The organism is Acidimicrobiales bacterium (genome assembly GCA_035540975.1).
In the GTDB taxonomy this organism is placed as follows: domain Bacteria; phylum Actinomycetota; class Acidimicrobiia; order Acidimicrobiales.
Map to the genome: position 1 here is coordinate 1 of DATLFN010000154.1, position 18,181 is coordinate 18,181.

At 74.6% G+C, this 18,181-nt stretch carries 19 protein-coding genes and 2 pseudogenes; 8 read left to right on the forward strand and 13 right to left on the reverse strand.

Going from position 1 to position 18,181, the window contains the following annotated elements:
• Positions 1-377 precede the first annotated feature (377 nt).
• From VM242_15435 to VM242_15445, 3 genes are all read right to left on the reverse strand, one after another.
• The gene (locus VM242_15435) at positions 378-908 is read right to left on the reverse strand and encodes a hypothetical protein (GenBank protein ID HVM06554.1); all 531 of its coding nucleotides are present in this window, start codon (positions 906-908) and stop codon (positions 378-380) included.
• Between the two features lie 43 nt (positions 909-951).
• On the reverse strand, positions 952-3,282 hold the full coding sequence (locus VM242_15440; GenBank protein HVM06555.1) for an ABC transporter substrate-binding protein: 2,331 nt from the start codon (positions 3,280-3,282) through the stop codon (positions 952-954).
• 278 nt (positions 3,283-3,560) lie between these two features.
• Positions 3,561-4,214, reverse strand: a complete 654-nt coding sequence (locus VM242_15445) for a response regulator transcription factor (protein ID HVM06556.1) — start codon at positions 4,212-4,214, stop codon at positions 3,561-3,563.
• 77 nt (positions 4,215-4,291) lie between these two features.
• Here VM242_15445 and VM242_15450 point away from each other — a divergent pair, with 77 nt between their 5' ends.
• The 3 genes from VM242_15450 to VM242_15460 are packed head-to-tail and all read left to right on the forward strand — an operon-like array spanning position 4,292 to position 6,994.
• A complete protein-coding gene (locus tag VM242_15450) occupies positions 4,292-5,407 on the forward strand; it encodes a GAF domain-containing protein (protein HVM06557.1) in 1,116 nt (371 codons plus the stop codon).
• Between the two features lie 16 nt (positions 5,408-5,423).
• Positions 5,424-5,882 (forward strand): pyridoxamine 5'-phosphate oxidase family protein, encoded by a 459-nt coding sequence (locus VM242_15455; GenBank protein ID HVM06558.1) that lies wholly within the window; start codon positions 5,424-5,426, stop codon positions 5,880-5,882.
• On the forward strand, positions 5,879-6,994 hold the full coding sequence (locus VM242_15460) for an acetate/propionate family kinase (GenBank protein HVM06559.1): 1,116 nt from the start codon (positions 5,879-5,881) through the stop codon (positions 6,992-6,994). The genes VM242_15455 and VM242_15460 overlap by 4 nt, the downstream gene beginning before the upstream one ends.
• A 102-nt stretch (positions 6,995-7,096) precedes the next feature.
• Here VM242_15460 and VM242_15465 read toward each other — a convergent pair whose 3' ends face one another.
• Genes VM242_15465 through VM242_15475 form a run of 3 tightly spaced genes read right to left on the reverse strand, consistent with a single transcriptional unit; the run spans position 7,097 to position 9,090 of the window.
• Complete coding sequence (locus tag VM242_15465; GenBank protein HVM06560.1) at positions 7,097-7,762, reverse strand: HAD family hydrolase; 666 nt, start codon at positions 7,760-7,762, stop codon at positions 7,097-7,099.
• Positions 7,763-7,808: 46 nt separating this feature from the next.
• Positions 7,809-8,372 (reverse strand): DUF2231 domain-containing protein, encoded by a 564-nt coding sequence (locus tag VM242_15470; GenBank protein HVM06561.1) that lies wholly within the window; start codon positions 8,370-8,372, stop codon positions 7,809-7,811.
• 1 nt (position 8,373) lies between these two features.
• The gene (locus VM242_15475) at positions 8,374-9,090 is read right to left on the reverse strand and encodes a transcriptional regulator (protein ID HVM06562.1); all 717 of its coding nucleotides are present in this window, start codon (positions 9,088-9,090) and stop codon (positions 8,374-8,376) included.
• Positions 9,091-9,227: 137 nt separating this feature from the next.
• Here VM242_15475 and folE point away from each other — a divergent pair, with 137 nt between their 5' ends.
• The 3 genes from folE to folP are packed head-to-tail and all read left to right on the forward strand — an operon-like array spanning position 9,228 to position 11,556.
• Positions 9,228-9,863, forward strand: a complete 636-nt coding sequence (folE, locus tag VM242_15480; protein ID HVM06563.1) for a GTP cyclohydrolase I FolE — start codon at positions 9,228-9,230, stop codon at positions 9,861-9,863.
• The gene (locus VM242_15485) at positions 9,860-10,633 is read left to right on the forward strand and encodes a glucosyl-3-phosphoglycerate synthase (protein ID HVM06564.1); all 774 of its coding nucleotides are present in this window, start codon (positions 9,860-9,862) and stop codon (positions 10,631-10,633) included. The genes folE and VM242_15485 overlap by 4 nt, the downstream gene beginning before the upstream one ends.
• Positions 10,634-10,635: 2 nt before the next feature.
• Complete coding sequence (gene folP, locus VM242_15490; protein ID HVM06565.1) at positions 10,636-11,556, forward strand: dihydropteroate synthase; 921 nt, start codon at positions 10,636-10,638, stop codon at positions 11,554-11,556.
• Here the strand turns inward: folP and VM242_15495 are convergent.
• Positions 11,553-12,065, reverse strand: coding sequence for a hypothetical protein (locus VM242_15495; protein HVM06566.1), 513 nt, complete (start codon positions 12,063-12,065; stop codon positions 11,553-11,555). The genes folP and VM242_15495 overlap by 4 nt on opposite strands.
• Before the next feature lie 194 nt (positions 12,066-12,259).
• Here VM242_15495 and VM242_15500 point away from each other — a divergent pair, with 194 nt between their 5' ends.
• On the forward strand, positions 12,260-12,967 hold the full coding sequence (locus VM242_15500) for an HAD family hydrolase (protein ID HVM06567.1): 708 nt from the start codon (positions 12,260-12,262) through the stop codon (positions 12,965-12,967).
• Between the two features lie 248 nt (positions 12,968-13,215).
• Here the strand turns inward: VM242_15500 and VM242_15505 are convergent.
• Positions 13,216-13,944, reverse strand: a pseudogene (locus VM242_15505) (methyltransferase domain-containing protein).
• A gap of 212 nt (positions 13,945-14,156) precedes the next feature.
• Between VM242_15505 and VM242_15510 the strand changes: the two are divergent.
• Positions 14,157-14,369, forward strand: coding sequence for a helix-turn-helix domain-containing protein (locus tag VM242_15510; GenBank protein HVM06568.1), 213 nt, complete (start codon positions 14,157-14,159; stop codon positions 14,367-14,369).
• A gap of 12 nt (positions 14,370-14,381) precedes the next feature.
• On the opposite strand, the gene VM242_15515 is transcribed toward VM242_15510, so the two are convergent.
• The 5 genes and pseudogenes from VM242_15515 to rpsR form a co-directional block, all read right to left on the reverse strand.
• Complete coding sequence (locus tag VM242_15515; GenBank protein HVM06569.1) at positions 14,382-14,588, reverse strand: hypothetical protein; 207 nt, start codon at positions 14,586-14,588, stop codon at positions 14,382-14,384.
• Between the two features lie 284 nt (positions 14,589-14,872).
• Complete coding sequence (locus VM242_15520) at positions 14,873-15,253, reverse strand: PilZ domain-containing protein (protein HVM06570.1); 381 nt, start codon at positions 15,251-15,253, stop codon at positions 14,873-14,875.
• Between the two features lie 110 nt (positions 15,254-15,363).
• Positions 15,364-16,728 (reverse strand): replicative DNA helicase, encoded by a 1,365-nt coding sequence (gene dnaB, locus VM242_15525; protein ID HVM06571.1) that lies wholly within the window; start codon positions 16,726-16,728, stop codon positions 15,364-15,366.
• Between the two features lie 322 nt (positions 16,729-17,050).
• On the reverse strand, positions 17,051-17,497 hold the full coding sequence (gene rplI, locus VM242_15530; protein ID HVM06572.1) for a 50S ribosomal protein L9: 447 nt from the start codon (positions 17,495-17,497) through the stop codon (positions 17,051-17,053).
• Positions 17,498-17,692: 195 nt separating this feature from the next.
• Positions 17,693-17,953, reverse strand: a pseudogene (rpsR, locus tag VM242_15535) (30S ribosomal protein S18).
• Positions 17,954-18,181: the final 228 nt, after the last annotated feature.

The following is an 18,181-nucleotide window of genomic DNA, read 5'->3' on the forward strand; positions in this document are numbered from 1 at the left end:
GCCGTGGGGCGATCCCCTGCGGGACGACGACGGGTCGGTCGCCGGCCCCGACCAGTCGTCGTCCCGCAGGGGATCGCCCCACGGCGGCGCGGCCGGCGAGCCCGGGTCCCCGGACCGGCCCGGCCCACCGTGCTCGAGGCAGGCGGCGGCGTCCTCCTCGACGGGCACGCCACAGGCTCGGCACGTGGAAGCAGTCACTCCGTCTCCCTCGCTCGCGGTTCTCTCCGCCCGGCGCCCGACCGGCGTCCGAGTCGGGTCGTATTGCGCCAGACCGGCCCGGCGGGCTGGTCGGTCGTCCGGTGACGAGGATACAGGTCGACGAAGGCCGCCATTCCGCCGGGCGCGGTGGCCGGTCCGCCGTCACGAACGGCGTGGTCTCAGTCGCCCCCGTTGGTCCCGGCGGAGCTGCCGCACTCGGTCAGCCGTTGCCGGGTGGCACGGGTGGCCGCCGCCGTGAAGGCGGCGTCCCGGACGGCCTCGGCGTTCCCCGCCGCCGCCGCCCTCAGACCGTCGACGACCGTCGCGACGTCGTCGCGGGCCGCCTCGGGCGCCGTCGACCGGAGGTCGTCGAGGCTCCCGTCCGCCTGGGCGACGAGGGCGTCGATCGCCTCCGGCGGGCCGTCGTAGACGCCCGGCGCCGTTGCCGCCCCCGTCTCCTGGGCGACCCGGTCGACCTCGGCGGCCGCCTCGCAGTAGCCCGACACCTCGTCCACCGCCGCACCCTCGCCGCCGTCGCCTTCGCCGCCGAACGGGCCGAGCACGACGAACGCCGCCGCCGCCGCAGCGACCAGCGCGAGGGCCGGCAGCACCCGCCGACGGGCGCGGCCCGGCGGCCGGCGGCGGGGGCCGCCGGGCGCAGGCGCCGGCGGCTCGGCGCCGACCTTGGAGAGGTCGAGCGGCTCGGTCAAGGGGCCGCCACGACGGCTCGGAGGCTGGCCGGGCCCGTCGCCGTCAGGTCCTCTTGCAGTGCGCGGACTCCATGTACAGGCCGGTGTCGCCGTGGTTGAAGCCGCCGCAGTTGGCCCGGGCGCCCCGAATGTTCACGGTCTCCATGACGTGGACCACCGGGAGCTTCTGGTTGATCTCGAGGGCGGTGAGCGGCGGGCCGCCCGGTGTGGACAGGCCGAGGATCATCCGTTGGATCTGGAGGAACTTGGCCTGGTAGGTGGCCGTGTCCGGCGCCTTGCTGGCCTCCAGCCACAGCTGGTCCATCAGCGTGCTCTTGTACCCCGAGGCGTTGGCGAATGAGTTGCTCTGGATCACCTGGTCGGTGTGGACGAGGCGCCGGGCGCCGAACTGCGGCTCGGCCCCGTTGTTGTTGGAGTACCCGCCCATGTCGAATGTGCGGGCATGGAAGATGCGGGGGGCGACGACGCTGCCGTTGTTCGCGCTGATGGTGGTGACGTCGATCCCGATGGTCTTCAGCTGGGCCTTGATCTCCGTTGCCAGGTTCTCGCCGCCCGTGGCGTGGATGTACTCGAGCGCCAGCTTGGTGCCGTCGGGGACCACCAGCTCGGGATCGGCGTTGTTCTCGTTGGGGTGGTTCAGCGCCCGGCGGAACCCGTCGGGGTTGCCCGTGTCGGACCAGCCGGCCGCCGAGAGGAGGGCCCCGGCCGCCGCGCGGTCGAAGGTGGGGAGCGGCTGGGGGCCCTGGTAGGCGCCGCCGTTGGGCAGGGCGAAGCTGCTGTGGATGGGGGCGTCGGCCACGCGCCCGGTCTGGAAGTAGACGTCGTTCCACATCTTGGGCCGGTCGAGCGCCTTGAAGATGGCCTCCCGGACCCGGCTGTCCCCGAGGATCCTGTGGGGGGGTGCGTTCTCGTTCGAACCGGCCTTGTTCTGGCCGAAGTAGGGGCTGCTGGGCGGGTAGCCGCCCTGCTCGGGAGGCAGGCCGACGGCCTGCGTCCCGCCCGGCGGCGGAGGGGCGGCGGTGGCCGATCCGGCCTGCCGCTTGGTCATGTTGAGCCCGATGGTCTGGATGTTGGTGCTGCGGGGGAACGCGATCTCGATGGTGGTGTTCCTCCGCAAGCGGACGACGTCGGCGACGTTCACGTTGGCGACGTCGACCGCTCCCGACTCCAGCGACGTGGCGGCGTTGCCGGACACCACCTTCTTGAAGACCTCGTCGAGGTAGGGGAGGCGGTTTCCGGCGCCGTCGACCCGGAAGTAGTCGGGGTTCTTCACCGTGCGGACGCCTTCGCTCCCGAGGGACTTGAACCGGAACGGACCGGTGCCGACGGGGCTGACGGTGGCGGGGCAGATCGGCGTGGTCGGCGGCGAGTTGAAGAGGGACCCGTCGGAGAAGCAGGGACCGTAGGCCGTCTCCGAGATGATCGGCGCCTCGGTGACGGTGAGGGCGAACGGGAACGGGGCGAATATCTGCCGGAGGTTGAACTTCACCGTCCCGCCGTTGCCGGGCGAGGGCGGGAGCGTCTGGATGGCCTCCGGCGGGACGACGGTGCTCGTCGTCTGCCCCGTCACACCGAGCGCCGGGTTGAGGGCTCGGGTGCGGCTGTGGGCGGCGAGGATCGCCCGGGAGAAGCTGAACTCGACGTCGGCGGGCTCCAGCACCTCGCCGTCGCCCGGCCTGGTGGCGTCGGCGCCGTGGAACTTCACCCCCGGCCGCAGGACGAAGGTGGCGACCGTGGTGACGGCGTCGCACGCTGCGGCCGCGCAGTTGGCGTTCGAGGAGGACGGAACGTTGTTGTCGACGGTGAAGCTCAGGGCAAGGTCGCCCCCCAGGCTCCCGTCGCGCTCGTAGCGCAACAGGCCGTTGAACATGTCCGCTCCGTTGCTGACCACGTCGCTCGCCGTGTTGACGGAGTGGTTCAGCGCCTGGCCCGGAGAGGACGAGCCGTTGTTGATGACGAGCGTCCCCCCGAGCACCGGCGTCGACGACGCCCCGCAGCCCGTGTCGACCTGGCAGGTGATCACGAAGCACGACCCGGCGGGACCGCACGACGGCCCCGAGGAGACGACGACGTCGTGCGTGGTGGACGGTGAGCTGAGGAACCCCTGCTCCACCAGCTGCTCCTCGGTGCCGTAGAAGCCGTTCTTGGCGAAGAAGGCCTCCTGCGCCGTGCGGATCGTGCGGGCGTCGGTCTTGACGGCCGAGGACTCGCCACGGTCGGTCACCCCCCCGACGCTGAACACCACCACCCCGGCCAGGATCCCGAGGATGACGACGACGACCAGGAGCTCGATGAGCGTGAACCCACCCTCGCCTCGCCGCCCGTTCCCCCGAGCACGAGCAGAACAACGACGCGCCAGCAATCGCGGCACCATCCCCGGTTCCCCAATCTCCCGGCCCGCCAGTGGCGAAATCCCGGCGGAACAGCCAAAGCGTAATTCCCGCCGGGGCCGCCGAGGCTGAAGATTTGCTGAGGATGCGCGAACCGGAGGGGCCGCTCGGGTCCCCCGAGGTCAGCTCTCGACGCACGCCGTCCATGGCGTTCGGGAGGTCGATGCCGTGGAGTGGACCACCGTCGACTCGGGGAGCTCGTTCTTCAGCACCACGCGCACCTTGTCGCCCGGGTCGACCCGGATCGTCGGTCCCGTTGGCGCTACCGGCGGTCCGAGCCGCCCTTGCGCTCGGCCAGCCGTGCCGCGTACGCGGCCGCCTCGGTCCGCCTGCTCATGCCCAGCTTGGCCAGCACGTTGGAGACGTAGTTCTTCACCGTCTTCTCGGCCAGGAACATCCGGTCGCCGATCTGGCGGTTGGTGAGCCCCTCGGCGATCAGGTCGAGGATGCGCCGCTCCTGCTCGGTGAGCGACGCCAGCTCGTCGTCCTCGGGGCGGGACCGCAGGCGCTCGAACACCCGCTGCGTCACCGCCGGGTCGAGGAGCGACTCGCCGCGCGCCACCCGGCGCACGGCGTCCACCAGGTCGGCGCCCTTGACCTGCTTGAGGACGTAACCCGCCGCCCCCGCCATGATGGAGGCGAACAGGGCCTCGTCGTCGGCGAACGACGTGAGCATCAGGCAGTTGACCTCGGGGTGGCGCGAGCGGATGTCCCGGCACACCTCGACGCCGTCGCCGTCGGGCAGCCGTACGTCCAGCACGGCGACGTCGGGGCTGGTGGCCGGGACCCGGCGCAGCGCCTCCTCCGCCGTCCCGGCTTCGCCCACGACCACGAGGTCGTCCTCGGCCTCCAGGAGCTCCCGGAGACCCCGGCGGACCACCTCGTGATCGTCGAGCAGGAACACGCGCGTCGGCATGGCGCCATTCTGCCGTGCCGAACCTCCATAGGCTGGTGAGCATGGTCGGGGCGGCTGGTCCGAGGAGCCTGCGACGGTTGCTCGACGCCGTGCTGAGCGTCACCTCCGACCTCGACCTGACCACGATGCTCCACCGCATCGTGTCGGCGGCGGTGGAGCTGGTCGACGCCGAGTACGGCGCCCTCGGCGTGCTGGACGCCAGCCGGACCAGCCTGGCCGAGTTCATCACCGTGGGCGTCGACGACGAGGTCCACCGGGCCATCGGCGAGCTGCCCCGCGGCCACGGGATCCTCGGCCTGCTCATCGTGGACCCCAAGCCCATCCGGCTCCCGGACCTGCGGGAGCACCCAGACAGCTACGGCTTCCCGCCCAACCACCCGCCCATGCAGTCGTTCCTCGGCGTGCCGGTGCGGGTGCGCGACGAGGTCTTCGGCAACCTGTACCTCACCGACAAGACGACGGCCGAGGTGTTCACCGACGTCGACGAGGAGCTGGTCGTCGCCCTGGCCGCCGCCGCCGGCATCGCCATCGAGAACGCCCGCCTGCACGCCCGGGTCCAGGAGCTGGCCCTCCTCGAGGACCGCGAGCGCATCGCCCGCGACCTCCACGACACGGTGATCCAGCGCCTGTTCGCCACCGGCCTGTCGCTCCAGGGCGCCGCCCGCCTGGCCCAGCGCCCCGAGGTGGCGGCCCGCATCGGCCAGGCCGTCGAGGACCTCGACCTCACCGTCAAGCACATCCGGTCCGCCATCTTCGGCCTGGAGTCGTCCCGGCCCTCGGCCGGCGGGCTGCGTGCCCGCGTCCTGTCGGTCGCCGGGGAGGCGGCCGGGCCGCTCGGGTTCGAGGCCCGGGTCCTGTTCGACGGCCCGCTGGACACCGCCGTGCCGGCCGCCGTCGCCGCCGACCTCCAGACCGTCCTGCGGGAGGCGCTCACCAACGTGGCCCGCCACGCCAAGGCCCGCCGGGTGGACGTGACCGTCAAGGCCGAGCTGGGCGGCGACATCGTGCTGCGGGTCGAGGACGACGGCATCGGCAGGACCGACGCCGCCCTGCCCGAGCCGGGCGGCGGGCTGGGCCTGCGGAACATCGCCAGGCGGGCGGAGCGCTACGGCGGGCGCCTGGAGATGTCGGGGAGCGCCAACGGCGGCTTCGTGCTCGAGTGGCGGGTCCCCCAGAGCCCGGCCCAGGCGTGAGCGGAGCGCGCCGGCCGTGACCGGGCCCGTGCCCGACGACGACCAGGCCGGCGGTCGCGGCCGCGGCCTCACGGTCCTCGGTGAGGACGAGTGCCGCGCCCTGCTGGCGCGTCATTCGCTCGGCCGGCTCGGCTTCGTCTCCGGCGAGGGGTGGCCGGTGATCCTGCCCGTGAACTATGTGTTCGACGAGCCGAGCATCGTGGTCCGCACGGGCGCCGGCACCAAGCTCTCCGACATCCCCCTGACCATGGTCGCCTTCGAGGTGGACGCCGCCGACCCCGCCGGGGCGTGGGGTTGGAGCGTGCTGGCGCAGGGACCGGCGTTCGACATCACGGACTCGCTCGACGACCACTCGGAGTCGCTCCGCCACCTTCCCGTCGACCCGCGGGCGCCGGGCGACAAGCCCCACTGGCTGAGGATCAGCGCCCGGCGGCTCAGCGGCCGCCGCTTCGGCGAGGTCCCCGCCGGCTCGTGACCGCGGGTACCCGCGTCCTGGTGGTGAACACCGGGTCGAGCAGCGTCAAGCTCCGGCTGCTCGGCGGGGACGACGCGGTCGCCTTCCGCGCCGACCTGGGCCCCATGGCGGACCCGTCGTCGGTGGCCGGCCTGGTCCGCCACCTGCGGGCGTTGGCGTCGTCGGGTGACGTGGACGTGGTCGGCCACCGGGTGGTCCACGGCGGCGACCGGTTCCGGGCGAGCGTGGTCGTGGGCGACGCGGTCGAGCAGGAGCTCGACGACCTGGGCGACCTGGCGCCGCTGCACAACCCGCCCGCCGTCGCCGCCCTGCGCGCCGCCCGCCGGCTCGTCGCCGTCCCCCACGTCGCCTGCTTCGACACCGCCTTCCACGCCACGATGCCGGCCGAGGCGTCCACCCTGGCCGTGCCGGCCGTGTGGCGGGAGCGCTGGGGCGTGCGGCGCTACGGGTTCCACGGGCTCAGCCACGCCTACGCCGCACGGCGGGCGGCGGCGCTGGTCGGGCGACCACCGGAGTCGCTCCGGGTGGTGACCTGCCACCTCGGCGCGGGCGCCTCGCTGTGCGCCGTCGTCGCCGGTCGATCGGTCGACACCACCATGGGGTTCACGCCCCTGGACGGGTTGGTGATGGCCACCCGGTCGGGTGCCGTCGACCCCGGCGCCCTCCTGTGGCTCCAGCGCCGGGCCGGTCTCGATCCGGACGACATGGAGACGGCCCTGGACCGGGAGTCCGGGCTTCTCGGGCTCTCGGGCACCGGCTCGAGCCCGCGCGAGCTGTACCCGGCGGCGGACGCCGGCCACCGGGCCGCCCGCCTCGCCCTCGACGTCTACCTCCACCGGCTGGCCGCCGCCGTCGCCGCCATGGCGACGTCGGCCGGCGGGCTGGACGCCATCGCGTTCACCGGCGGGGTGGGCGAGAACGACGCCCGCCTGCGGTCCGACGCGGTGGCCCGCCTGGCGTGGCTGGGCGCCGCCGTCGACCCGGGGGCGAACGGCGAGGCGGGCGGCGACCGGGTGGTGTCGCCCCGCGGCGCCCAACCGGTCGTGTGCGTGGTGGCGGCCCGGGAGGACGTGGAGATCGCCGCCGAGGCCCGGAGGACGGCCGGCCCCTGAGGCGGGCCCGGGTGGTTCCGCCGGCGGCGGCGCTGCCGGTCGGCCGGCGCCGCGGGACCCGGCGCCGCTGCCGTCGGCCGGGCGCTCAGGGGTCGCCGGCCTTCAGCCCTCGAGCACCTTGGCCAGCGGTGACTCGTCGAGCCGGTCGAGCAGCTCGCCCACGTCCTCGTAGACGGCGACCGCCCCCGCCTCCTCCAGCTGCTCCCTCGTGGCGCCGCCGGTGAGCACGCAGACGGTCGAAAGCCCGAGCTTGGCCGCCGCCTCGACGTCCCACGGCGTGTCGCCCACCACCATCGTGCGGCCCCGGCCCAGGTCGAACTTCTGGAGCGCCGCCTCGAAGATGTCGGGTGACGGCTTGCTGTGGGCCACGTCGCCCTTGGAGACGGCGCCCTCGACGGCGTCGTCGGCCCCCACCGCCTCGCGCAGCCGGGCCAGGTCCTCCTCGTCCGAGGACGTGGCCAGCACGACCCGGGCGCCCCGGCGGGCCAGCTCGGCGAGCAGGTCGGCCGCCCGGGGGAAGGCGGTGATCTCCTGCTTGAACGGCTCGTACCGCCGCGAGTGGGCGTCGCTCGCCTCCTCGCTCTCCCGCCCGATCAGGCGGTGCACCAGCTGGTCGGACCCCATGCCGATCAGCGGGTGGATGCGGCTCATGGGGACGTCCTCGCCGATGTCGCGGAAGGCGCGCCACCAGGCGACGGCGTGGAAGTAGTTGGTGTCGACGAGGGTGCCGTCGACGTCGACGAGGATGGCGGGCCGGTCGTTGTCCACCGCCCCGCCCTACCCATTGGGCGACGGTCCGGAACGCCGCCCCCGGTCAGTGCTGCCCGGGGAAGACGTCCTCCTCGGACTCGTGCCAGACGGGGTGGTCGCCCGCCGTCTCGACGTTGAAGCCGTAGTCGTAGGCGAGCGAACCGCCGATGGTGCCGCCGAGCGTGGTCAGCACGAACACCACGAGGCTGAGCACGAGCAGCGGCCCGGGCGTGGACGCCTCGTCGGAGAACGTGCCCAGGCGCAGGACGACGCCGACCAGCACGCCGACGGTGACCGCCACCATCGTCCACGCGTGGGCGTTCACCGTGCGCCGGGCCTGCGTGCCCTTCTGGGTGGACTTCAGCCAGTCCCAGAAACCGGTGGCGGCGGCGGCCAGGCCGACGACGAACCCGCCGACCAGGGTGAACGTACCGGCGCGGAAGAAGTCGCGGGCCCACTCCTGGTCGCTCCCCAGGAACGAGATCACGTCGAAGGCGGCCACCAGCACGTAGGCACCGACCGGCACGTCGGTCAGCGGCGGGTGCAGCGGCTTCCCCGCCCACCCCCGCAGACCCTTGAACTTGCGGCCCCGCATGGTGAGCGAGGGCCGGAACGACAGTGCCCGCACGTCAGCTCCCTTCTGGTCCGATGGTCACCGTGACGCAGCAGTGGCCCGGCTCGAACTCCGGCCGCGCCTCCAGGCCCTCCGCCCCCAGCCCCTCGACCACGCCCTCCAGCAGCGCCCGGTTCATGCCGCACACCAGCGCCCGGTGCTCCTCGGCCAGGGCGTGGAACGGGCAGTTGCGCAGGCGGAGGACGCCGTCGTCGTCGAACGGCTCGTACCCGTAGCTCCCCAGCGCCTCGGAGAGGACGGCGCACCGGTCGGGGGCCGTGCCCGGCGCCAGCCCCTCGCCGATCGACGTCCCCAGGCCCCGGCCGAAGCGCCGCGCCGCCCCGTCGACCGCCTCCGGTGCCGGCGTGGCCCCGGCCGCCGCCTCCACACCCTGGGCCAGGAGGCGGGCGGCCAGCCCGTAGCGCCGGGGCGGCAGCGTGATGTCGTGGTCGACGGCCGAGCGCCGGTACAGCTTGGACGGCCGGCCCGAGCCGGGCCCGGTGCGGCCCGTCAGCCGGCGGAACGACGCCTCCAGCAGGCCGCGCTCGACCAGCTTGTCGAGGTGGAACGCGGCGAGGCTGCGGTCGATGCCGACGGCGGCGGCGGCCTCGTCGCGGCCCACGTCACCGGCCCGGGAGGAGACGTAGGAGTACAGCGACCGGCGGACGGGCTCGCTGAGCAGCGCCACGGCGACCACCTGGTCGTCGAACGACCGGGGCGGCGACGCGCTCACCGCGCCGCCCGGTAGTCTAAGATCAGCATGAGTTCAGTTTACATCGGCGACCCCGTCCGGTCCACGCCCGACCGGGCGCCTACCGTCGGCTCGTCCGACGCCACCGACAAGAGGCCAGCGAGACAAGGAGCACCCCGATGGGCATCATCCCGGCCGACCGCACCGCCGAGGTCACCGTGGTCCGGGCGCCGGAGCTGCGGCTCGTGCAGGGCGGCGCCGACGTGGACCTGCCGGCGGCCGAGCGCGCCGTGGCCGACCTCCTGGCCGCCCTGGGACAGGACCTCGACGACGAGCACCTGCGGGACACCCCCCGCCGGGTGGCCGCCACCTTCGACGAGCTCCTGTCGCCCCGGCCGTTCAGCGTCACCACGTTCCCGAACGACGAGGGGTACGACGAGCTGGTGATCGCCCGGGACATCCCGTTCCACTCGCTCTGCCAGCACCACCTCCTCCCGTTCAAGGGGGTCGCCCACGTGGCCTACCTGCCGGGCGAGCGCATCGTCGGGCTGTCGAAGCTGGCCCGGGTGGTCGAGCTGTTCGCCCGCCGCCTCCAGGTGCAGGAGCGGCTCACCAAGCAGATCGCCGACTGGCTGGTGCACCACCTCCACCCCAAGGGTGTCGGCGTGGTCGTCGAGGCCGAGCACCTGTGCATGACGCTGAGGGGCGTGCAGGCCACCGGGTCACGGACCGTCACGTCGTCCCTCCACGGCCTGCTCCGCGACGACCCGGGATCGCGCGCCGAGTTCCTCGCCCTGGCCGGCGTCCGGGCGTGACCCTGCTCGCTCCCCCCGCCGGCGCCGGCGCCATCGCCGGCGCGACCGTGGCCGACCTGGTGGCGGCCAAGGGGGGCCACACCGTCGCCGTCTGCATCCCGGCCCGCAACGAGTCGGCCACCATCGCGTCGGTGGTCCGCGTCGCCCGCCGCCTCGCCGCTGCCGGGCTGGTGGACGAGCTGGTGGTGGTGGACGACGGCTCGGTCGACGCCACCGGCCCCCTGGCCGCCGCCGCCGGGGCGCGGGTGCTCGTGGCGCCGACGGGGCCGGGCAAGGGCCAGGCACTGGCCGCCGCCGTCTCCGCCACCGTCGCCGACGTGGTCGTCTTCGTGGACGCCGACGTGGCGAACTTCTCGGAGCGCTTCGTGACCGCCCTCGTCGCCCCGCTGCTGTACGACCCCTCCGTGCAGCTCGTCAAGGGCGCCTACCGCCGGGCGCTCCACGGCGTCGCCGGCGAGGGCGGTCGGGTCACCGAGCTGGTCGCCCGCCCCCTGCTGGAGCGCTTCTTCCCCGAGCTGGCCGGCGTGGGCCAGCCCCTGGCCGGCGAGACGGCGGTGCGCCGGTCGGCCCTGGACGGCGTGGCCCTGGAGGACGGCTACGCCATCGAGATCGCCCTCCTGATCGACGTCTACCGGCGGTGGGGTGCCGGCGCCGTGGCCGAGGTCGACCTGGGCGAGCGGGTCCACCGCAACCGCCCGCTGGCCGACCTGCGCCACCAGGCGGGGGCCGTGCTGGACGCCGTGCTCGCCCGCGCCGGCGCGCCCGGCTGACGGTGGGCGGCCGCCCGGCCCTCCGCCTGCGCCTGCGGGGCACCACGCTGGAGATCCGGCCCGGAGCTCCCCTGGTGATGGGCGTCGTGAACGCCAGCCCCGAGTCGTTCTCCGACGGGCCGGACATGGCCACGCCGGGCCGCCGGATGGCCCGGGCCGCCGAGCTGCTGGAGCAGGGTGCCGACCTGGTGGACGTGGGCGGTGAGTCCGGCGTCACCGACCGGGCGCCCCTCGAGCCGGACGAGGAGACCGCCCGCATCCTGCCCCTGGTCCGCGAGCTGGTGGCGGGGGGCGCCATCGTGTCGGTCGACACCTGGAAGGCGCCGGTGGCCCGGGCCGCGCTGGAGGCGGGCGCCCACCTGATCAACGACGTCAGCGGCCTGGCCGACCCCGAGATCGCCGGGCAATGCGCCCGCTTCGGCGCCGGGCTGGTCGTCATGCACACCCGCGCCCGGCCCAAGGTCAAGCAGTTCCCCGCCTACGACGACGTGGTCGGCGACGTGCGCCGGTTCCTCGAGCAGCGTGCCGACGAGGCGGTGGTACAGGGCGTCGGCCCCGAGTCCGTCGTGCTCGACCCCGGCCCCGACTTCGCCAAGACGCCGGCGCAGACGGTCGAGGTCCTCCGCCGGCTGGGCGACCTCACGGCCCTCGGCCGGCCGCTGCTGCTGGCGGTGTCCCGAAAGGACTTCGTCGGTGCGCTCACCGGCCGGGCGCCGCGGGGGCGGCTGGCAGGGACGCTGGCCGCCATCGGCGAGGGCGTCGACGCGGGAGCGTCGATCCTGCGCGTCCACGACGTCGCCGCCGCACGCGACTACCTGGCCGTGCGGGCCGCCCTGCGGGGGGAGCCGCCCGTCGACCCCTCCCTCCACCTGCCCGAGCACCTCCGGCGTGAGGCTCCGGCGGCGGGCGGCACCGGGGGCTAGCCCCGGCGGCGCCCCCAGCGGCGGTGGCCGCCGCGGCTCCGGCGGCGCGTGGGAATGATGTCGTCGTCCGTCCTGCTCCACGCGGTGACCGGCTTCTCCGGTGCCCTCGCCTCGTCGGCCGCGGTGGGGCCGGCATCGACGGCGTCGTGGGCGTCGTGGGCGTCGAGGGTGGGCCAGCCGGCCGGCTCCCGCTCCGGTCGCGTGGGCGGCGCCCCCGTGGCGGGCACCGCCGTCGGCTCGGCCGGGGCCGGTCGCGACGGGTCGTCGGCGGCGGCGGCGAAGCCGTCGGGGCCGGCGTCGGTCGCCACCGCGGCCCTCGCCCACGCCGAGAACAGCTCGTCGAGGCGGTCGTCGTCGGCCCAGTCGGCGGCCCCCTCCGCCCGGACGACGGACAGCGAACGCAGCTGGCTCCACGTCCCGGGCGACTCGGCCGGCATCCGGACGGGCCGGTCGGCGGGCGCCTCGTCGCCCGCGACGGCCGGGCGGGCGGTGGGTTCGGTCAGTGACATGTGCTCGCGTCTCCAGGCGCCGGCGGAACGAATGACCCTCCCGGTCGCTCGGGTCCCGGCACTCTTGTGTCGGCCGGACGGACCGGGCGCTTCAGGGATTTCTGCTCCGACCGCCACGAAGGCGTCCGCAGACCTTCACGCGCCCGGTCGGCGGCCGTCATGCGGCCGCAACCTCCGGCCGTCACCATCCCGGCATGACGAACACCACCGTCGCTCCGCTTCGGCCGCGCGCCCGGCGCCGCCCCCCGACCGGCCGGTTGGCCGTGTTCGACCTCGACCGCACGCTCCTCCCGGGCTCCAGCCTCTTCGAGCTGGGCCGCGTCCTGGCCGACCGGGGCGTCATCGACCGCACCGTCGTGGCCCGCCACGCCCTCGTGGCCGCCGTCTTCGCCCGGCGAGGCCTCCCGGACTCCCGCATCGAGCGGGTCCGCGACCGCGTGCTGGCAGCGTCCGCCGACCGCGACGGCGACCAGCTGGCGTCCGTCGCCCGCGAGGTGGGCGTCCGGCTGGCGTCCGGCGCTCACCCGGCCGCCCGCTGGCTCATCGACCGCCACCACGCCGCCGGCGACGTCTGCGTCGTCCTCTCGGCCAGCCCCCAGGAGCTGGTCGAGGCGGTGGGGGCGGGCCTGGGCGCCGACCGGTCCATCGGGACCCGGGTGGAGGTCGTCGGCGGCCGCCTCACGGGTCGGCTCGACGGGGCGTTCTGCCACGGCTCCGGGAAGCTCGAGCGCCTACGCGACGAGCTGGGAGAGGTCGACCTCGACCGGGCCGTCGCCTACGCCGACAGCGGGTCCGACCTTCCGCTCCTCGCCGCCTGCGGCCACCCGGTGGCCGTCAACCCCGACCGCCGGCTGCGGGACGCGGCGGCCGCCGGCGGCTGGCCCGTGCTCCGGCTGGGCTGAACCTCGCTCCGGGCGGCGGCGGAGACGACCCACGCGCCGGAGCCGAAGAGCACGCCCTCGTCCCCGCCGTGGGCGACCAGGACGTCGCCCAGCCGGTCCAGGGCCGCCCGCCGCGAGGGCGCGTCGAGCCCCTCGAGCATCCGACGGGACAGGTCGAGGGTGCTGACGAACGCGAACGCCTCTTCGACGTCGGCGCCGAACACCACCGGCTCGTCGACGGCGTCGACGGCGACGTCGTCGAAGCCGGCCTCGGCCAGGACGGCCCGCACGGTCGCCTCGTCGGCCAGGACGAACGCCCCCGGGTCGCCCGCCGGGCGCTCGGGCACGGGCCGTCCCCCGGCCAGCGCCTCCCCCACCGCCTCCAGCCACTCGTTCGCCTCCAGGGCCCGCCACACCAGCAGGGCCAGGCGACCGCCGGGACGCAGGGTCCGGGCCAGGTTGGCGAACGCCGGCACCGGGTGGCCGAAGTACATGGCCGCGAAGCGGCTGACGGCGACGTCGAAGGAGCCCGCCTCGAAGTCGTGCACGGCGGCGTCGCCCTCGACGATCGTCACGTTGCCGACGCCGGCGCCCCGCAGCCGCTGCCGGGCCCGGGCGACCAGCGGCGGGGCGACGTCGATGCCGACGACCGGCCCGGGGGCCGCCGCCCGGCCCAGCTCGGCGGTGAACCCGCCGGCGCCGCAGCCGACGTCCAGCACGGCGTCGCCCGGGCCCAGCCCGGCCCGCTCGAGCAGGAGCGGGTCGTACCGGGCGGTCAGGGCCTCGGTCCGCTGCTCGAACTCGGCGGCGTGGAGCATCGACAGGTCGTAGGCGACGGCGGCCGGCGCCATGGCGAACTGGCGGGCCATCTCGGCGGCCACCCCGGGGACGTCGCGAGCCAGCTCGAGCAGCGGCCGGCGCCGGCCCGAGGCGAGGGCCAGCAGGGCCGAGTCGAGCCGGTCGGACAGCGGCGCGCGTGAGGGGGACGGCGGCGGCATGGGCGCGGGGCCAGTGTCGCGCCACCGGCACCCCCAGCCGCGCGCGCGGGCGGTTCGCGGCGTCCGCGGCAAATTGGGTCAACCGCCTGATGCGCCGATTCGACCGACCCGGGTAGACTTGGGTGGGGTTTCGCGCGATCAGGGCCAAAACTGCCGCGATCGGGCCGGTTCCCCCCGAGCAAGGCGCGAGAGCGCCGGGAGGCACGATGGCGATGGCGGGCGCTGAGGAGCGGCAGAGGGCGGGAAAGCGGGAGTACCTCCGGGTGGCGGAGGTTGCCGATCTGTTCCATGTCTCCACCAAGACGGTCGTCCGGTGGGCGACGGAAGGCAAGCTGCCGCATGTCCTCACCCTCGGTGGGCACCGGAGGTTCCCCCGTGAGGACATCGAGAAGGTGGTCGAGGGCCTCCAGCGGGGCGGGGGCTGACCCCGGCGGCGCTCAGCCGCTGACCAGCGACGCCAGCGCCCACACGGCGGCCATCAGCCCCACGGCGATCATCACGAGGCTGCGCCCGGCCGGCGCGCGCTCGAGCTCGCCGTCCTCGGGGGACACCGGCGGCCGGACGAGGGCCAGGCCGTTGCCCACGACCATGGCCGCCCCGAGGGCCAACACGAGCAACGGGAGCAGGTCCTCACCCAGGAACACCGCGGACCCCCTCGGCGGCCTGGCGGGCGGGCATCGGGGTCGAGGCTAGTGCCGGCCGGATGCCCGGCCCCCGCGCCGGATTACCACTCAAGGTGGTCGGAGGCGGGGACGATGCATTCGTTGCGCCCCCCGAGACGGCGCGACGGCGGCAGGGTCGGGGATCCCTCCCCGGCGGCGGCCCGGCGACAGCCGGCGGCCCGCACCCCGGCCCTGCCTCCGTCCTCTCACCGGCGAGGCGCGCGGCGGCTCCCGCGCTCGGCTTGGCGCCGGGTCGCGGCGGCCCGTCAGGCGCCGGCGCCCGCTTGGGGCCCTGCGCCCCGGGCGGCGTCGTTGAGGTCCAGCAGGGCGCGCCGGTCCTCGGGCGGAACGTCCACCCAGGCCACGTGGGCGAACGGTGGCCCGCCTGGCCCCGGCCGGGTCTGGACGACCAGGCCCTTGAGCGACAGGGTCCCGGCAGGGCCGTCGACGGAGCACAGCACCACGTCGCCGGGGATCAGCCCGCCACAGCGCAGGCGCACGCCGCCGGGGGACACGTCCACCGTCTCGACGGAGACGTCGGTCTCGATCCGGGCCAGGCGCCGGCAGCGCATCGGCAGCCCGCTCGGCACCCGCCGCCACGCCCGCCTGGCGTCCTCGCGGGTCTCGAACTGCTCGAGGATGGTCATCGCCGCCGCCTTCGTGCGAGGGCTCCTCCCTCGACGATGACGTGGCAGGGGCCCGCCCGCAATACCCCCGGGGGGCACATATCGCCGGGGAGGGGCCGCCCGACCCGGGGTCAGATGCGGGCCATGCTGGCGAATCGCGTGTACTGGCTCAAGAAGGCCAGCTGGCAGACGCCGGTGGGGCCGTTGCGGTGCTTGGAGACGATGACCTCGGCCGTGCCCCGGTCCGGCGACTCGGGGTTGTAGACCTCGTCCCGGTACAGGAACATCACGACGTCGGCGTCCTGCTCCAGGGATCCCGACTCCCGGAGATCGGCGAGCATCGGGCGCTTGTCGGCCCGGGCCTCCAGGCCGCGGGTGAGCTGCGACAGCGCGACCACCGGCACCTCCAGCTCGCGGGCGAGGATCTTGAGGCCACGGCTGATCTCCGACACCTCGACCTGGCGGTTCTCGGCGTTCGACCGGCCCGTCATGAGCTGGAGGTAGTCGATCACCACCAGGCCGAGGCCCTCGCGGCTCTTGAGCCGGCGGGCCTTGGCCCGGATGTCCATGATCGTGAGGTTGGGGTTGTCGTCCACGAAGATCGGCGCCTCGCCCAGGCGGCCGATGGCGTGGCTGATCTTGGGCCAGTCCGTCTCCAGCAGGCGGCCGTTGCGCATCCGGGTGGCGTCGACCCGGGCCTCCGCGCACAGCAGGCGCTGGGTGATCTCGTGGTGCGACATCTCCAGGCTGAAGAACAGCACGGGGGTGCGGGCGTCCATGGCGGCGTGGGCCACCAGGCCGAGGGCGAAGCTGGTCTTCCCCATGGACGGGCGGGCCCCGATGATGACGAGGTTGGACGGCTGGAGCCCCGACAGCCGCTCGTCGAGGTCGGCGTAGCCGGTGGGGACGCCGGTGATGGCCTCGCCCCGCTCGTACAGGGCCTCGAGGTGGTCGAGGCTCTTCTGGAGCAGGTCGTGCAGGGGCGCCATGGTGTCGGCGACCCGGCGCTGGCCCAGGGCGAACACCAGGGTCTCCGCCCGGTCGACGGCCGCCGCCACGTCGTCGGGCACGGCGTAGCCGAGCTCGGCGATCTCCCCGGCGACCGCGATGAGGCGGCGCAGCAGGGCGTGTTCCTCGACGATGCGGGCGTAGCGGGGGGCGTTGCCGATGGCCGGCGTGTTCGCCTGGAGCGAGATCAGGACGGCGGGGCCGCCGACGGCGTCCAGCAGGCCGGCCCGGCGCAGCTCGTCGGCCACCGTGACGGGGTCGGCGGGCTCACCCTGGGCGTACAGGGAGCACACGGCCTCGAAGACGTGGCCGTGCGCGGGCTTGTAGAAGTCGTCGGCGCCGCAGATCTGGACCGCCTCGACGATGGCGTCCTTCGACAGCAGCATGGCGCCGAGCAGCGACTCCTCGGCCGACAGGTCGTGGGGAACGGCGCGGCCGCGGCCCCCGGGGGGCTGGATGCGCACCACGTCGCCGATCGCCTGGGCCATCAGCGCATCCAAGTGGAGGTCGGCTGTTGAACGCTAGGGGCGCTTCCTGGGGAATTCACCGGCGATTTCCCTCCCGTGCACCGACGTCGAACTTGCGTTCGTAGTGTACGAGGAGGGTGGGACAGCCCAGCTAGTGCCTCGACCTCATCCGTTCGCTTGGCTCATGATTCGGTCGAGTTGGTTCGTGCTCCGGCGGGCGAGCAAAGCTCGCGCCGCCTCCCCCTGTCGTTTCCCGGTGTCCGCACCGCAGAGGCCGCCTCCGGCGGCGAGGGCGGCCGCGGACCCCTGCGGTAGCGATGCGGCAAACGTTCTGGTCACGGCGCTAGCTGGCCACGACCTCCACGTTGAGCCGGAACTCGACGTCGGCGTGGAGCTTCACCGGTACCTCGTGGGACCCGACCGTGCGGATGGGCTCCTCGATGTGGAGCTTGCGCCGGTCGAGCTCGACGTTGGCCTGGGCGGTGACGGCCTCGGCGACGTCGGCCGCCGTGACCGAGCCGAACAGGCGGCCCTCGCGTCCCGCCTTGGCGGCGATGCGGATCACCAGCGGCACCAGCTTGCGGGCCACCGCCTCGGCCCCCTCCCGGTCCCGGGCGTCCCTGACGTCGCGCGAGCGGCGCATGGCGTCGGCCTGGGCCTGCACGCCCGGGGTGGCGACGATGGCGCGGCCCTTGGGCAGGAGGAAGTTCCGGGCGAACCCGTCGGCCACCTCGAGGATGTCCCCCTTCTTGCCGACGCCGCCCACGTCGGTCCGCAGGACGACCCGCATCTACGCCTCCCCCGCATCGACCAGCGCGCCGGCCGCCGCGTCGACAACGGGCGCCCCACCGTCGGCGTCGGCATCCGGCGTGGGCGGGCGGGGCGGCGCCGAATCGCGACCCCCGCCGGGACCGCCGGGCCCGCCACGAGCCCCGCCGCGGCCGCCGCCGCGGCCTCCGGTGCGCTCGGTGACCGTGCGCTGCGTGTAGGGGAGGAGGGCCAGCTCCCGGGCCGTCTTGATGGCGACCGCCACCTCGCGCTGGTGCTGGGTGCAGTTCCCCGTGACCCGCCGGGCCCGGATCTTGCCCCGGTCGGACATGAACCGGCGGAGGATGTTGACCTCCTTGTAGTCGACCCAGTCCATCTTCTCGGTGCAGAAGATGCAGACCTTCTTCTTGCCACCGCGTCGGCGGTCCTCACGCGGCGCCCGCTTGGTGCCGCGGTCACGATCGTTGTTGCGGGCCATCAGAAGGGCTCCTCGTCGAATGCGTACCCGCCGGTCCCCTGGGGAGCCGGTGCCTGCTGGCGGCCAGGGGGGCAGCGGCCAGGGCGGGTTCGGCGGGAATCGTGACGCCGGCCGCCAGCAGGCACCGGCTCCCCAGGGGACCGGCGGGTACGCATTCGACGAGGAGCCCTTCTGATGGCCCGCAACAACGATCGTGACCGCGGCACCAAGCGGGCGCCGCGTGAGGAC

What these genes read in the sequence shown, in the direction of transcription:
- VM242_15440 (HVM06555.1), bottom strand. Translation starts at nt 3,282, where the DNA reads ATGGTGCCGCGATTGCTGGCGCGTCGTTGTTCTGCTCGTGCTCGGGGG.
- VM242_15445 (HVM06556.1), bottom strand. Translation starts at nt 4,214, where the DNA reads ATGCCGACGCGCGTGTTCCTGCTCGACGATCACGAGGTGGTCCGCCGG.
- folE (HVM06563.1), top strand. Translation starts at nt 9,228, where the DNA reads ATGGGCATCATCCCGGCCGACCGCACCGCCGAGGTCACCGTGGTCCGG.
- VM242_15495 (HVM06566.1), bottom strand. Translation starts at nt 12,065, where the DNA reads ATGTCACTGACCGAACCCACCGCCCGCCCGGCCGTCGCGGGCGACGAG.
- VM242_15500 (HVM06567.1), top strand. Translation starts at nt 12,260, where the DNA reads ATGACGAACACCACCGTCGCTCCGCTTCGGCCGCGCGCCCGGCGCCGC.
- VM242_15510 (HVM06568.1), top strand. Translation starts at nt 14,157, where the DNA reads ATGGCGGGCGCTGAGGAGCGGCAGAGGGCGGGAAAGCGGGAGTACCTC.
- VM242_15520 (HVM06570.1), bottom strand. Translation starts at nt 15,253, where the DNA reads ATGACCATCCTCGAGCAGTTCGAGACCCGCGAGGACGCCAGGCGGGCG.
- dnaB (HVM06571.1), bottom strand. Translation starts at nt 16,728, where the DNA reads ATGGCCCAGGCGATCGGCGACGTGGTGCGCATCCAGCCCCCCGGGGGC.
- rplI (HVM06572.1), bottom strand. Translation starts at nt 17,497, where the DNA reads ATGCGGGTCGTCCTGCGGACCGACGTGGGCGGCGTCGGCAAGAAGGGG.